The sequence below is a fragment of the Flavobacterium fructosi genome (genome assembly GCF_042787335.1).
In the GTDB taxonomy this organism is placed as follows: Bacteria; Bacteroidota; Bacteroidia; order Flavobacteriales; family Flavobacteriaceae; genus Flavobacterium; species Flavobacterium fructosi.
Map to the genome: position 1 here is coordinate 203,335 of NZ_JBHZQA010000005.1, position 14,412 is coordinate 217,746.

The following is a 14,412-nucleotide window of genomic DNA, read 5'->3' on the forward strand; positions in this document are numbered from 1 at the left end:
TACTAATACCAAACGGCATTTTAAGAATAATATTTAGCTGTTTTATCATTTCGAACAGCGGCAGACCAATTAAGTAACCTATACTGAAAGGACATAATTAAACACAGCGGTACAAGTTGCGGATAGTCATAAAAAAATTAGTGAATTTGCGGTTAACTTTACAAATCAATCACTTTTTTTTGGGAACTGCTTTGAATCGCGGCTTCAATAATTTGCATAACATGAAGTCCATCTTGTGCTGTAACAGGTTCCGGCTGATTATTTGAAATGGAATTATAAACGCCATCAAAAAAGTCATAATAATTACCTTGAAGTGTTTCAACATTAGCAATAAAAACATCATTATTAACCGCTGTATGAATAAGCCCATCTTTACTCTTCGCTTCTGTTCCCCAATCCGCTAAATTTGGTTTTTTTCCAAGTTTTAAATCATCTTCCTGCACATCGCCACGCGATTTCAGGAAAGACCCTTTTTTGCCATGAATCACATAAGCAGGATTCGCTTCTCTGACAAAAAATCCCGCTTTTAAGCGGACTCTAAAATCAGAATAGTAAAGCAAAATATCAATGTAGTCATCAACTAAAGAATATTCTCTAGTAATGCGGATATCAGCAAAAACAGCGTTAGGTAAACCAAATAGACACAGCGCCTGATCAATTAAATGAGGGCCCAAATCTTTCAGGATTCCGGCGCCGGAATTAGCAGATTCTTTGTGTTGCTTCGGACTCAGAAACGGATTATAGCGGTCAAAATGAAATTCGGCTTCCACGATTTCGCCAAGCACTTCATCTGAAATAATTTTTTGAACGGTTTTAAAATCACTATCCCATCTCCTGTTTTGGAAAACGGCCAATTTCACTCCTCGTTCTTTTGCCAATGCCGCTAATTCTAGCGCTTGGGCAACGGTTGTGGTAAATGCTTTTTCGACTATGGCATGTTTTCCCGCAAGCAATACTTTTTTAGCATATTCATAATGGGTTTCCACTGGCGTATTAACAATGACCAGATCTACGTCATCCTCGAGCAGTGCCTCCATTGCGAAATAACTTTTAACCAACGGGTAATCCTCTCGTATTAGTTTTTTACTTCTTTCCCAGGAACCAGTCAGTTCAAATCCTGGGTGAAATTCTAAAAAAGGAGCATGGAATACTTTTCCGGACATACCGTAGGAAAGTAAAGCCGTTCTTATTTTTTGCATATTAGTGTTTTATAAAATACGAATTTATACCTTTATATCTTAAGCCTTATAGGAACTTATCTGTTTTCAAAGTTTAACCAGATAAGGAATATAAGTTCGTATAAGAATGGGTTTATTTAATTAATTTTAGCTCTTTCGTATTGTTTTGGCCATTGAATTTCTGCTTCTAAATCATGGGCAAATGTCAACCCTAAATTCGGATTTCTTAGCGATTCTCTGGCAAACAAAACCAAATCCGCCTTTCCTGAAGCAACGATTTCTTCTGCTTGACTGGCTTCGATGATTAAACCTACGGCGCCAGTTCTGATACCAACTTCCTTTTTGATTTGGTCTGCAAAAGGCACTTGATAATTTGAACCCAATTGAATTTGCTGATGCGATACCGCGCCACCCGAGGAAACATCTATTAAATCCACGCCTTTTTCCTTTAGTATTTTCGAAAGCTGTACTGATTCTTCAATATTCCATCCGCCTTCAGCCCAGTCTGCTGCTGATATTCTGATAAATAAAGGCAACTCTTTCGTCCACTCCGATTGTACGGCTTCCACAACTTCCAGAGTAAATCGGATTCGGTTCTCAAAACTTCCTCCATATTCATCGGTTCTAAAATTGGACAAAGGCGAAAGAAACTGATGTAATAAATAACCGTGTGCGGCATGAATTTCCAGTACTTGAAAACCCGCTTCCACCGCTCTTTTGGTCGCGGATGCAAAATCTGAAACTACTTTTTGAATTCCTAATTTATCAAGTGCTATTGGTGGTTTTTCATTTTCATGATACTCTACAGCACTTGGAGCCACGGTGTCCCATCCCCCTCGGCTTATATCAATTTTTCTTCCACCTTCCCATGGCGACGCAGCACTCGCTTTTCTTCCGGCATGCGCCAATTGAATTCCTGGAACGGCATTTTGACTGAGAATAAACTGGTTGATAATTTTCATCTTGTCCATCTGCTCGTCTTTCCAAAGCCCTAAATCTCCGGGAGAAATTCTGCCTTCTGGAGAAACTGAAGTGGCTTCCTGAATAATCAATCCCGCTCCACCGCTAGCGCGACTGCCTAAGTGCACGAGATGCCAATCATTGGCAAAACCATCTGTTGCTGAATATTGGCACATGGGGGAAATAACAATTCTATTTTTAAACGTAATACTTTTTATTTGAAGAGGAGAAAATAATTTTGAAGACATAAAGTAAATTTTAAAGTGAAGATAACGAGAAATATCGTTTGAAAAAAGTAAAGTTAAGGTACATAGACGAAAGTAAAAATTGAAATTCTATTAATTAACAAACATTTAAAACGCTATGGAACAATTATTGTAAATTAAACAAATAGAAAACCTTACTTTTGTACGTTGTAAAAGAACTAAAATTAAAAAATGGACATATTTATAAAGCTTTCTCAATTTTTATTGAGCTTATCATTACTTATTATACTTCACGAATTAGGACATTTTATTCCTGCTAAATTATTCAAAACCAGAGTCGAAAAATTTTACTTGTTTTTTGATGTTAAATATTCCCTTCTAAAAAAGAAAATTGGCGAAACCGAATACGGTATTGGTTGGTTGCCTCTAGGTGGCTATGTGAAAATATCTGGGATGATCGACGAAAGCATGGACAAAGAACAAATGGCTTTGCCTCCACAACCTTGGGAATTTCGTTCTAAACCGGCTTGGCAGCGTTTAATCATTATGCTTGGTGGCGTTACCGTGAATTTTATTTTAGCCTTCATTATTTATATCGGAATGGCATTTGCTTATGGCGATACTTATATTGCTAATTCAGATTTGAAAGACGGTCTTTTGATTGAGAATAAAGCCATGCAAAATGCAGGTTTCAAGACGGGAGATAAAATCTTGGCAGTAGATGGTGAAAAAATAGCCAAATTCGACAATGATATTAATGCAAAAATTGTGATGGGCAAACTGGCTCTTATCGAAAGAAATGGAATCCAACAAGAAATAAAAATGCCGAATGATTTTGTAGACCAGTTGTCAAAAGTTGAAAAAGCACCAATCGTAGGTATTAGAATACCATTTGTTATTGGAGCTGTTGACACACAATCTAAAAATACAACATTATTACCAAAGGATATTTTTCTTTCCCTTAACGGTGAAAAAACAAAATACCTTGATGAGGCAAAAATTGTTTTACAAAAAAACAAAAACAAAACAATTCCGGCTACCATTATCAGAAATCGAAAGGAAGAGCATATCAACGTTGTCGTTTCAAAAGAAGGAACGCTAGGAGTGCAATTAGGTGGATTAGGTTTGGATTCTCTGGAAAAATTAGGGTACTATAAAATCAGTAAACAAGAATTTAGTTTATTCGAGTCTATTCCGTTTGGAATTACAAAAGGTAAAAACCAATTAGTAGGATACGGAAAACAATTAAAAATGATTTTCAGTCCAAGTACGGGTGCTTACAAACAAGTGGGTGGTTTTAAAGCCATATTTGATATTTTTCCCAGTAATTGGAGTTGGGAAACTTTTTGGTCAATTACGGCAATCTTATCAATAATGCTCGGTGTAATGAACTTATTGCCTATCCCGGCACTTGATGGTGGACATGTAATGTTTTTATTATATGAAATCATCAGCGGCAAAAAACCAAGTGACAAATTCCTAGAGAATGCGCAAATGGTTGGTTTCGTATTACTTATAACACTGTTACTATTTGCTAACGGAAACGACATTTACAAGGCAATTGTAGGGAAGTAAAAAAAAATGAAAAAAGTTTTATTTTTGCTTGCAGAAATCAAATTAAGCCCTATCTTTGCACCGCTTTACAAGTGAAACAAACTGCACTAATAAGCACACAAAAACGTTCATTCATTACCAGAATAAAAATATACAGTTTCCTTCTTAGCTCAGTTGGTTAGAGCATCTGACTGTTAATCAGAGGGTCCTTGGTTCGAGCCCAAGAGAGGGAGCTTTTTAAAAAGACTTTACAGTGATGTAAGGTCTTTTTTGTTTTAAAGCTGTAATGAAAGCTAGACTTCCTAATGTTTTGTCAAAAACTGTGGATTTTGTCATTTCACAACTTAGACCCATTTTTTGATAAAAAAGGTATCCATTACGGTACACTATCCTTTTACCTATATAATTTTTCAAAAGTACTGTTGAGGTTTTTTTGATAATCCATCGTTTCCGTTAAACCAGTTTGTAAATGCAACCTGGTCAGGAGGGTCTCTCTAAGATGCCTTATGCTAAAATTATCAAATAAATACGGCTCTTGTGTAAAATTTGAAAGAAGGATTTCCACAACATAGCTTATTCAAACAGGTTTCTTTCTTTTAAAAAATCAAAAATTAACTTATCCACCTCTGATATTTTATCTTTATCGGAATAATTTAGCCATATCATTTCTTCGATTTCTGAATCTGCTTTTAGTAAACCGGTATAACTTGCGGAGTAACAAGTCATTTTAACAAACGTGTCTGCAGTATGCCCATGAGCTTGAGCTTGAAAAATCCCCATAAATTTTAGCGTATTAGGAATTAATTCTACATTAAGTTCTTCTTTAATTTCACGACATAACGCCTGCTCGTCCGCCTCATCATTTTCTCTTTTACCCCCTGGGATATAATATTTATTTTTACCAAAAGATTTTGTACATAGAATTTTATTATTTTTAATTTCAATCCAAGCTAGCTTATCAATTATTTTCATTTGTTGTGTTTTTAATATTATCTTGGTTTTAGTTTGCAAAGTAACTAAATATCCTCCTATTCACTTCTTTTACCACTGCCGTTTTATCAATGTAATTTTTTTCAATCGAATACTTGATGATTTTTGAGTCTTTTTTGTTTTAAAGCTGTAGTGACATCAGTACTTCAAGTTGTTCTTAAAAAATGGCGATCTATCTTCCGATTTACTATTATAGATTACCAATTGTTCTTATAGTCTTTATTACGGAACAATTGTGCGATTTTTAATAATACGCGGTGCAGGAAATGGAACATTCACGCTCAACTATTAGAAAAAAATAATGGAGCTATTTTTCTTTTTTGTTTTTTAAATTTCGATATTTACCTAAAAAAAAAAATTGATGATACGAAGAAGATTTATTGGTTCAGCAGCTTTATTTGGAATTGCAGGTATTATGGGATTTACAATGCGCCCAAAGAAAAAACCTTTACTGCACCATGTGTTTTTTTGGTTAAAAAACCCACAATCAGAGTCAGATAAACAACAATTGATTACTGGTTTAAAAACTTTAGCAGCAATTCCAACGATTCGTCAAATTAATGTTGGCGTTTTAGCTTCCACTGAGAAACGGGAAGTTGTAGACACCTCCTGGGACGTTTCAGAACTGATGTTTTTTGATGATGAAGCTGGGCAAAAAATATACCAGGAGCATCCACTTCATCAGATTTTTATAAAGAACTGTTCTCATTTATGGGAAAAGGTAGTTGTTTATGATTCGATAGATGTATAAAAGCGGAAGGAGTTGCGCTACTGCCAATTCAAGTGACAATACTATTTTACTGCGCGTTTCGCAATTTATTTCTTGAATTCTTTTATATATACAAACTGTTATTTTAATTCCACTTGATTAAATTGCTGTTATTTTTAAAAGAAAAAATTAAAACTACTTTTGAAAGATTACAAAAGAATAAGTCAAAACTATAATTTCATATACTGCATAAAGTAGATGAATCCCAAAGCCAAATCATTAGTAACTCAAAAGATCTAATTATACAAAATTCTTATTTATAGAGAAATGGATAATAAGAGCTTACCCTAAAACAGGCAGATTAGCCTTCCTTGCCACATAAAAAAGTATATCGACATAGACAATGAATATCTTTATGGCCCATTTAAGTAAAGGATTAAGTAATGATTTCTATCAATTAAATACAATTTGTTTTACAATCACAATTCCCTCCAACAGACTTAAAATTTTTTTGTGTTTGTTAATTAAAAGCAAATTAAAAATACTTCCTTATCTTTTTTATTCCTCTTTTAGTATCTTTCAAAAAGATTTTTACCCAATCGGAACAAAAAAATATTGCTTATGAAAAAAATCACACTAGTTTCTCTTTCGATTATATCATTTCTTTCATTTACTTGCGATGCGCAAGTCAAACCAAACGATATTGTCATTAAAGATGAGATAAAAACATATACTTTAGAAAGCGTAGCCTCAGATATTGCTATTCCTTGGGGAATGACTTGGTTACCAGACGGTGCCATGTTAGTTACTGAAAAAAGTGGTATTCTGTATCATATCAAAAACGGCACAAAAACCGAAATCAAAAATGTTCCCAAAGTGTATTCTCGAGGACAAGGTGGATTGTTAGATATCGTCCTGCATCCTGACTATGCTAAGAATGGTTGGATTTATATGACCTACGCTTCAGATGAGGGCGAAGGGTCCGGTGGTAACACTAAACTAATTCGAGCAAAATTATTAGACGGAAGTCTGACACAAATTGAATCGCTTTACAAAGCCACTCCAAATACTACAAAAGGACAGCATTTTGGTTCCCGAATTGTATTTGACAACGACGGCTATTTATATTTCTCGGTGGGAGAACGTGGGGAGCATTTCGTAAATCCGCAAGACATTACACGCGATGGTGGAAAAATATACCGATTAAATGATGACGGAAGCATCCCTAAAGACAATCCATTTGTAGGCCAGACCGGAGCCAAAGAAGCAATTTACACTTATGGGAATCGCAATCCGCAGGGAATGGCAAAAAATCCCGTAACGGGAGCCATTTGGGCACATGAACACGGGCCTCAAGGTGGAGATGAAATCAATATTATCAAGAAAGCGGCTAATTATGGATGGCCGGTGGTTACTTATGGCATCGATTACGATGGAACAACCATCAGTAAAGAAAACGAAAAACCAGGCATTGAAAAACCTATTTATTATTGGCTGCCTTCCATCGCTCCAAGCGGAATGACTTTTGTAACTAGTGACAAATATCCGGACTGGAAAGGACATTTGTTGGTTGGTTCTTTAAAATTTCAATATCTTGAATTGCTAAAGTTGAAAGGTAATGAAGTTATAGGCAGACAAAAAATCGCAACCGATATTGGTCGTGTGCGTAATGTGGCGCAAGGCCCGGATGGCTATATTTATATGGGCGTTGAAGGAAAAGGAATTATTAAAATCATACCGAATTAAATATGTTGACAACGAAAATATTTTTAGGATTTGGAGTGTTAGTATTAGGAAGCTTCTCTTTCGAAAAACCATTTCCCCCAGACAATTACAGTGACATCAATACCGAAACTCCGGTTGTTTCAAAACTTCAGTCACCCGGAAAAGAAATTTATGCTGATTTTTGCATGCAATGTCATGGTGCAAATGGTAAAGGAGATGGTAAGAACTTCCCGCCTCTTGCCGGTTCTGACTGGCTGAAAACCAAGAGAAATCAAAGTATCGCTGCCGTAAAATTTGGACAAAGTGGCGAAATTATTGTCAATAAAATCAAGTTCAATAGCAGCATGCCAGCCATGGGACTTACGGATCAGGAAGTCGCTGATGTGATGAATTACATCATGACATCCTGGAGTAATAAACAAACTAAAATCGTTACCGAGAAAGAAGTCGCGGCCATTAAAAAATAAAATTCAGACTCAGGATTTCGATCTAAAAAACATACGATACCGAAAAACCACCATAAAAATTAATGGGATTTCCCGGATAAAAATAACGCGGAGCAGCAGTACCAAAACCAACTGCATTAGGCAGAATGTTGGCTGCATATTTAGTGTCTAAAGCATTATTAATTCCAGCATTAAGCTCTATTTTTAAAATTTTAAGAATCGTAAAAACATACGTCGTTTTAATATCAAGCAACGAATACCGCTCACTGTATTTTGTATTGGAATCGTTTAACGGAATTTTTCCTATCGTCCGGAAAGAAGTGTTGACACTAAATCCGTTTTTAGTATTTAAATCCACTCCAAAATTGAATTGTTTTTCGGGAACTCCCGTAAGTTGGTTTCCCGAATAATTCGCATCACCATCCAAAAATTCTTTGAATTTAAAAGTATTGAACGCGCCTGAAAAATAAGGTTTGATTTGAAGTTGGGTCAGTTCTAGAATTTTGTAATTAACCAAGAATTCCAAACCCGTATGCGAACTGCTGCCCGCATTAATTCCTACAAATTGATCCTCAGCGGTGCGTCGTGCCACCAATAAATTTTCAATTTGTGTGGAATAAAAAGTTACCTCTGTATATACTTTATTTGTAAGCCAATTTCCTTTGAAACCCAATTCGTAATTCCAACCAATTTCCGGTTTTAAATTGGTGTTTATTTGACCTTCGGGAGTCAATGTTTCGGCAACCGAAGGAACAGAAAATCCTTTGCTGACGGACGTAAATATATTTTTCCCATTGCTTACTTTATACGACAAACCAACTCTTGGCGACCAAACATTTCCAAAAGTAAATGGCATTTTTTGACCGCCAGAATTATTTTCGAAAACATCTTTTAGCGAATATTTCGTTGTGTTTAATGCCAAACCGGTTTCCAGATGCAGTTTTTCTGAAATCCAAAGTTCCATCTGTAAAAAGTAGTTGGTGTAATTCCGATTTTGTTTGATGGCACTAAACTCCTTTCCTTGAATACTGCCTTGACCCGGTTGCGATAGGTACAAATTTTCAGAAAGAGAATACCCGTATTTTTCGGTTAATAATTCGGTGCCAAAACTCAATTCAAAGGGCAAAGAAAACAATCGGTTCTTATAATTTACATTAGAACGAAGACCTAGCGAAATTATTTTTTCGTCCAAAATATTAAACGGCCTGGGTTCATAAGCATCTTTATAATTAGAAAAAATACTGGTTTGAATGGACCATTTCTGCGAAAATTGATGATCGTATCCCAATCCAAGCATGAATTTATCATACGACTCAAAACCTTGTGCCGCTGCCCAAGTAGCGGCTGCCTTCTCCGGATTGTTTTTTAAATCCGTCTCATTAATAGAACTTGGAATAAAAGCTTTCAATTGGGTGAACGTTCCCAAAAATGACAAACTGCCATTGGAACTAACTTTTTGTTTGGCGTGTAAATTAAATGATTTTCTGTTATACGAACTATTGGCCCTAAATCCTACACTTTGTAAATCCGAATAGCTTATTAATACATTCCTTTTGGAATCACTGTATCCTGCCGAAAGTCGTTGCTGCAGCAGCCCAAAACTTCCAAAAGTGACCGTTGATTTCCCAAAAGATTCTAATAATGGTGTCTCCCTTGAAAACAACTGAATCACTCCACCCAAACCGGAACCAAAACTGGTAGAATTGGGCCCTTTAATAATTTCTATTTTTTCAATTGAAGCCAAATCAATATCATCAATCGTAGTTTCGCCTTCACCGGAAGTCAATGGGATTCCATCAAAATAGGCTTTTATTCTATTGGTTCCGTATTGAGATCGGGCGCCAATACCACGAATAGTGATCCTGTTGGTATTCAAAGTGCCTTGTTGCATCGTAACGCCAGAAATTTTGTTTAAAACCGGCGTCAGTATAACTCCATCACTTTTATTGATGTCTACGCTAGTAATCACAGAAACGGACGCTGCAACATTTTGAAGCATATTTTTGATAGGAGAACCCTTCAATGTAATTTCTGAAAGGGCGACTGTATCTTTTTTTATTTGACTAAAAATCGATGTAAGGTAAAATAGAAACAAAAAATGAATGAAAAATGAAAGTCTATAGTTTTCCAAGTTTTTTGATGAATTGATTTATAAAAAAGTTTCTAAATTTTTATAAAGTTACTGTTTTCTTTTATCTTATAAAAAGCTGAAAGTTTGGAATTTGGTTTGCAGATGCAATGTCTTTATTCCTTTACACTCCCAAAACAAAAAATACGGTATCACAATCTGTTTAAGACTAAAGATCGAGTACTATTTGCTTTCAATTAATTAGTGAAGGAAACTGTTTTACTAATCCCTAGTCGTATTTAATTTAAAAAAAAGCATCCTTTTACGGGAAACCGTAAAATAACTAATCTAGAGTGACTTATGTTTGCACTACCTAATGGCCTATAATTCAAAAAACTAATGTTCTAAACTTTGGAAACAGCATGCTGAAATAGGGAAGTTTCAATAGTGGTTTGATTTGTAATTTGTTCTTTATTGAAACACTTTGCTAATCGACTTCTAAGAAGTTTCCCTCCAAAGTTTGTTCTAAAAATATTGTATTGCTTTACGACTTCCTTGTTATAATGGGGTTTTGGTTAATCAGTGTTGTGAAGTGAAAAGAAGACTGTCGGTAACGATAGTCTTTTTTGTTTATCACTATTGGAAAAGGCAAAAAAGGAAATGTAACCTACAGAAAATAATAGAATTCTTAACAAAAAGAATTCGATTTGAGAAATATCACTAAAAGTGGGTATTGCATAAATAAAATATTACTCGTTTTTTTGTATAAATTATATACGGTAACAACTATAAACTTAAATATTATGATAAAAATTCTATACTTATTAATTGTTGGTATGGTTTGCTTTATATTCAAAATAATCCAATAAGAATCTTTTCTCACCGCAATAATTTTCAATAACTATTGTTTTAAGGAATGGTAAATAATTTACAAGGCTTCCAAAAAGGAGGCCTTTTCTAATTAACAAGGCTACTAGTATTAACCCGACCTGATTATTTATTAGACATAAAAAGTACGCTGTTAAAACCAGCACTTATAGCTTGACTAATCCGTGAATTATATAAAAATTATACCCCACTAATACTATTTTAATGGACGAGCCGTTCTTAAAATACTTTATATTTGCAATGAAAAATAAATAGACTTAATTTATGAAAAAGCCACTTTTTGCCTTCCTAATCCTTCCAATATTGTTTTTAGTATCCAGTTGCAATCGTGGAAAAGCTGCTGACATAGAAACTGGAAAAGAAAAAACTAAAATTGTTCAAACTGATTCCGTAAAAGAACCAATTATTCAAACCATTGACACTGTTGATTACAACAAAAGAATGGTGGCTTTGAGCAATAATGACACCACAGGAAGATGGCCGGTAAAGACACCTTATCCTTTGGCTGGAGCATTATTACCATACAATAGAATCATTGCTTATTATGGAAATCTATATTCGACAAGAATGGGGATTTTAGGAGAAATACCAAGAGCTCAAATGCTTAAGAAATTACAAGGTGAAGTGGCTAAATGGCAAGCTGCCGACCCTTCTGTAAAGGCAATCCCGGCCTTGCATTATATTGCTGTTACGGCCCAAGGTGCCCCGGGTAAAGACAACAAACACCGTATGAGAATGCCCTTCAAGCAAATCGATACCATTCTAAGTTGGGCAAAACCTATTAATGCTTTAGTGTTTGTAGATATTCAAGTGGGACACAGTAATGTAAAAGATGAAGTTACTAATCTGGTACAATACCTTTCAATGCCTAATGTTCATTTAGGAATTGATCCTGAATTTTCATTAAAAAACGGCGAGATTCCTGGATCAAAAATCGGGACTTTTACTGCTGATGACATCAATGATGCTATTGATATTTTGGCCAACCTTGTACGCAAAAACAAATTAACTCCAAAAGTGCTTATCGTACACCGTTTTACACAAGGTATGGTAACCAACTATAAAAAAATAAAAACAGTTCCCGAAGTTCAAGTAGTAATGGATATGGACGGTTTTGGTGACAAAGTGCTAAAAAAGGATTCTTACCGAAGCTATATTTATAAAGAACCTGTTCAGTTTACCGGATTTAAATTATTTTATAAAAATGATATTAGAAAAAATTGGGTGATGTATACCCCGGAAGAATTAGTGAAATTTACACCTAAACCTAGCTACATTCAATACCAATAATTTTTTTAAACAAACTTTCGATTTATGAAAAATAGTGCTTTTTTAGTTTTTGCAGGTCTTTTTTTATTGGTAGGTTGTCACTCTGAAACCGCTAAAACCAAAAATGAGGTTGTTTTATCTGCTGCACCAATTGTAAAAAAAATAGCTTCAAAAAAAACAATGGCTGACGCCGCGACCATTCTTTCCAAAAAAGAAGTGCCAGTTTTGTGCTATCATAATATTAAAGAATTGAAAGCAGGTGATGGTGAAATGACAAAAACGTATACGGTTTCACCAACCAATTTTGCGCAGCAAATGAAAGCCTTATCGGATGCCGGTTATCATAGTATTTTACCCAATCAATTGTATGACTATCTCGTATATGACGTACCGTTGCCTTCAAATCCTGTAATGATCACATTTGATGATACGCGGGGCGAGCAACTTAGCATTGGCGCTACAGTGATGAAAAAATACGGATTTAAAGGGGTGTTCTTTATAATGACCGTTTCTATTAATCGTCCGGGCTATTTGACTAAAGAGCAAATTAAAAGTTTATCTGATAGTGGAAATATTGTTGCAGCACATACTTGGGATCATCATATGGTGACTAAATATGCGGGTGACGACTGGAATACCCAATTAATAAAACCAAAAGCTAAACTTGAGGAAATCATTGGTAAACCGGTGACTTATTTTGCATATCCATTCGGTTTATGGAATAAAGCAGCGATTCCTGAGTTAAAAAAGAGCGGATACCAAATGGCTTATATTTTAGCGACAAAAAGAGATTCTGTTAATCCTTTGTACACTATAAGACGTATTATTGTTGCTGGCCAATGGTCTACCCCCAGTACAATGGAAGCGATAAAATCTTCTTTTCACTAACAGTTATGCTATAAAGAAGACACAAGTTGGTTTCATTCTAGCTTATAAAATAGAAACGCCCTATTCTTGTAATGAGAATAGGGCGTTTTTTATTCGTTTAACTTCTAAAATGAAACCTAGTAATCAATATTGAATATCCATTTAGTACAGGTAAAAAAAAATAGCATCTTTAATTGTATAATCCTGAAATACTGTTTTTTATTTAAAAATATAAAGGAAATGGATTCAATAAATCTACTTTCCTTTAATGATCTATTTACCTCGGTGACAACCAACTCTGCGGGTTGTTATAGGTCGTGTTTTGAAGGATTAAAAATTTGATAACCGTTTTGCCTGTTTCATTATTGGTTCTTACCCTTCCTAAACTTTGTTTGATGCTCACCTTATCTCCTTTGCTTACCGAAACCGAACTTAAATTTTGATAAACGGTAAAGAAATCTCCATGCTGAATCATTACGGCTTTATTTAATGGAGATAAAACAATAACACTTGTTACTTCGCCACCAAATACTGCTCTAGCATTAGAACCCTGCTCGGTCGTGATTTCTACACCACTGTTATGAATTGTCAACGTACTAAATACAGGATGAGGTTGATCTCCATAACCCAATGAAATAAATCCTTTTTCTACCGGGTAAGGCAATCTTCCTCTATTGGCTCTGAAATTATCTGCAATCAATTTGGATTCCGGTGTCAATTCAATTTTTGATGAAGATACGGCAACTTTAGAAACCGGAGCACTTGGATTCGCTTTGGCTCTTTCTAACGCTGCTTTCCTATTGGCAGCAGCAATGGCTTCACGAACTATTCTATTAATTTGTTTGTCGATCGAACGGGACTCTTGCTGTTTTTTTCTAATTTCCGACTGAATTTTATTCTTGTCTTTTTTAATAGTACTTACTAATCTTTCCTGCTCTTTTTTCTCTTTTTCCAAAGATGAACGCTCTTTTTCTTTTTCGACGATAAGTTTTTGTTTGGCCGTTTTTTGAACATTTAATCTACCGTTGTAATCCAGGAGTTGGTTTGATTTTGAACTTATTTCCTCTCCTTGCATTTTTCGATAATTGGTGTACTGCTTCATGTATTGCGCTCTTTTATAAGCCTGCAAAAAATTCTCTGAAGACAACAAGAACATGGCTCTACTCTCCTCAGAACGACTTTTATAGGATTTCACAATCATCTCCGCATAATCTGCTTTGAGGATTTCTAATTCTTTTTTAAGCTTATTGATTTTTACTTGGTTAACATACATGTCATTCCCCAAAAGCTTGGTTTGCTTTTCGGTAGTGGTTATTAATTTTTCTTTCAGCTTAATCTTATTGCTTTGAATTACAATTACATTGATCGCACTTTTTTCTTTTTTCTTTACGCTCTGCAAAAGTTTCTCGTTTTCGCGAATTTCTTTTTGGATTTGAGCTTTTCGTGCTTCTAATTTTTCTTGTTGTGATTCCTGGCTCCACAGCAGTGAAGTCGTACATATAAAAATTAGGCTAAGGAGAAATTTTGGCATACTAAAAAAATATTTTTTACA

At 35.0% G+C, this 14,412-nt stretch carries 11 protein-coding genes and 1 tRNA gene; 7 read left to right on the plus strand and 5 right to left on the minus strand.

Annotation, left to right across the window (positions count from 1 at the left end):
• Nucleotides 1–158: 158 nt before the first annotated feature.
• Both ACFX5D_RS10140 and ACFX5D_RS10145 read right to left on the minus strand, forming a co-directional pair.
• Entirely contained in the window at nucleotides 159–1,199 is a 1,041-nt protein-coding gene (locus ACFX5D_RS10140) for a Gfo/Idh/MocA family oxidoreductase (RefSeq protein WP_379858077.1), read from the minus strand.
• 116 nt (nucleotides 1,200–1,315) lie between these two features.
• Complete coding sequence (locus ACFX5D_RS10145; RefSeq protein WP_379858078.1) at nucleotides 1,316–2,386, minus strand: NADH:flavin oxidoreductase/NADH oxidase; 1,071 nt, start codon at nucleotides 2,384–2,386, stop codon at nucleotides 1,316–1,318.
• Nucleotides 2,387–2,575: 189 nt separating this feature from the next.
• Here ACFX5D_RS10145 and rseP point away from each other — a divergent pair, with 189 nt between their 5' ends.
• Together rseP and ACFX5D_RS10155 are read left to right on the plus strand one after the other, a co-directional pair.
• Entirely contained in the window at nucleotides 2,576–3,919 is a 1,344-nt protein-coding gene (gene rseP, locus ACFX5D_RS10150) for an RIP metalloprotease RseP (RefSeq protein WP_379858079.1), read from the plus strand.
• A 138-nt stretch (nucleotides 3,920–4,057) separates the two neighbouring features.
• Nucleotides 4,058–4,131 (plus strand) — tRNA-Asn (locus ACFX5D_RS10155).
• Nucleotides 4,132–4,471: 340 nt separating this feature from the next.
• Here the strand turns inward: ACFX5D_RS10155 and ACFX5D_RS10160 are convergent.
• Entirely contained in the window at nucleotides 4,472–4,870 is a 399-nt protein-coding gene (locus ACFX5D_RS10160) for an NUDIX hydrolase (RefSeq protein WP_379858080.1), read from the minus strand.
• Between the two features lie 379 nt (nucleotides 4,871–5,249).
• Between ACFX5D_RS10160 and ACFX5D_RS10165 the strand changes: the two genes are divergently transcribed.
• The 3 genes from ACFX5D_RS10165 (at nucleotide 5,250) to ACFX5D_RS10175 (ending at nucleotide 7,789) form a co-directional block, all read left to right on the plus strand.
• A complete protein-coding gene (locus tag ACFX5D_RS10165; protein ID WP_379858081.1) occupies nucleotides 5,250–5,639 on the plus strand; it encodes a Dabb family protein in 390 nt (129 codons plus the stop codon).
• A gap of 579 nt (nucleotides 5,640–6,218) precedes the next feature.
• Complete coding sequence (locus tag ACFX5D_RS10170) at nucleotides 6,219–7,343, plus strand: PQQ-dependent sugar dehydrogenase (protein WP_379858082.1); 1,125 nt, start codon at nucleotides 6,219–6,221, stop codon at nucleotides 7,341–7,343.
• A gap of 2 nt (nucleotides 7,344–7,345) precedes the next feature.
• On the plus strand, nucleotides 7,346–7,789 hold the full coding sequence (locus tag ACFX5D_RS10175) for a c-type cytochrome (RefSeq protein ID WP_379858083.1): 444 nt from the start codon (nucleotides 7,346–7,348) through the stop codon (nucleotides 7,787–7,789).
• Nucleotides 7,790–7,811: 22 nt separating this feature from the next.
• Here ACFX5D_RS10175 and ACFX5D_RS10180 read toward each other — a convergent pair whose 3' ends face one another.
• Nucleotides 7,812–9,767: a TonB-dependent receptor family protein gene (locus ACFX5D_RS10180; RefSeq protein WP_379858084.1), complete on the minus strand. Its 1,956-nt coding sequence runs from the start codon at nucleotides 9,765–9,767 to the stop codon at nucleotides 7,812–7,814.
• A 1,221-nt stretch (nucleotides 9,768–10,988) separates the two neighbouring features.
• Here ACFX5D_RS10180 and ACFX5D_RS10185 point away from each other — a divergent pair.
• Both ACFX5D_RS10185 and ACFX5D_RS10190 read left to right on the plus strand, forming a co-directional pair.
• Nucleotides 10,989–12,014 (plus strand): hypothetical protein, encoded by a 1,026-nt coding sequence (locus tag ACFX5D_RS10185; protein ID WP_379858085.1) that lies wholly within the window; start codon nucleotides 10,989–10,991, stop codon nucleotides 12,012–12,014.
• A 24-nt stretch (nucleotides 12,015–12,038) separates the two neighbouring features.
• The gene (locus tag ACFX5D_RS10190) at nucleotides 12,039–12,881 is read left to right on the plus strand and encodes a polysaccharide deacetylase family protein (RefSeq protein ID WP_379858086.1); all 843 of its coding nucleotides are present in this window, start codon (nucleotides 12,039–12,041) and stop codon (nucleotides 12,879–12,881) included.
• A gap of 256 nt (nucleotides 12,882–13,137) precedes the next feature.
• On the opposite strand, the gene ACFX5D_RS10195 is transcribed toward ACFX5D_RS10190, so the two are convergent.
• Nucleotides 13,138–14,391: a murein hydrolase activator EnvC family protein gene (locus ACFX5D_RS10195; RefSeq protein ID WP_379858087.1), complete on the minus strand. Its 1,254-nt coding sequence runs from the start codon at nucleotides 14,389–14,391 to the stop codon at nucleotides 13,138–13,140.
• Nucleotides 14,392–14,412: the final 21 nt, after the last annotated feature.

Bases quoted from the DNA above. Each gene is read 5' to 3' on its own strand.
- ACFX5D_RS10175 (WP_379858083.1), top strand. From the start codon at position 7,346: ATGTTGACAACGAAAATATTTTTAGGATTTGGAGTGTTAGTATTAGGA.
- ACFX5D_RS10165 (WP_379858081.1), top strand. From the start codon at position 5,250: ATGATACGAAGAAGATTTATTGGTTCAGCAGCTTTATTTGGAATTGCA.
- ACFX5D_RS10180 (WP_379858084.1), bottom strand. From the start codon at position 9,767: ATGCTTCAAAATGTTGCAGCGTCCGTTTCTGTGATTACTAGCGTAGAC.
- ACFX5D_RS10185 (WP_379858085.1), top strand. From the start codon at position 10,989: ATGAAAAAGCCACTTTTTGCCTTCCTAATCCTTCCAATATTGTTTTTA.
- ACFX5D_RS10195 (WP_379858087.1), bottom strand. From the start codon at position 14,391: ATGCCAAAATTTCTCCTTAGCCTAATTTTTATATGTACGACTTCACTG.
- ACFX5D_RS10160 (WP_379858080.1), bottom strand. From the start codon at position 4,870: ATGAAAATAATTGATAAGCTAGCTTGGATTGAAATTAAAAATAATAAA.
- ACFX5D_RS10170 (WP_379858082.1), top strand. From the start codon at position 6,219: ATGAAAAAAATCACACTAGTTTCTCTTTCGATTATATCATTTCTTTCA.
- ACFX5D_RS10190 (WP_379858086.1), top strand. From the start codon at position 12,039: ATGAAAAATAGTGCTTTTTTAGTTTTTGCAGGTCTTTTTTTATTGGTA.
- ACFX5D_RS10145 (WP_379858078.1), bottom strand. From the start codon at position 2,386: ATGTCTTCAAAATTATTTTCTCCTCTTCAAATAAAAAGTATTACGTTT.
- rseP (WP_379858079.1), top strand. From the start codon at position 2,576: ATGGACATATTTATAAAGCTTTCTCAATTTTTATTGAGCTTATCATTA.
- ACFX5D_RS10140 (WP_379858077.1), bottom strand. From the start codon at position 1,199: ATGCAAAAAATAAGAACGGCTTTACTTTCCTACGGTATGTCCGGAAAA.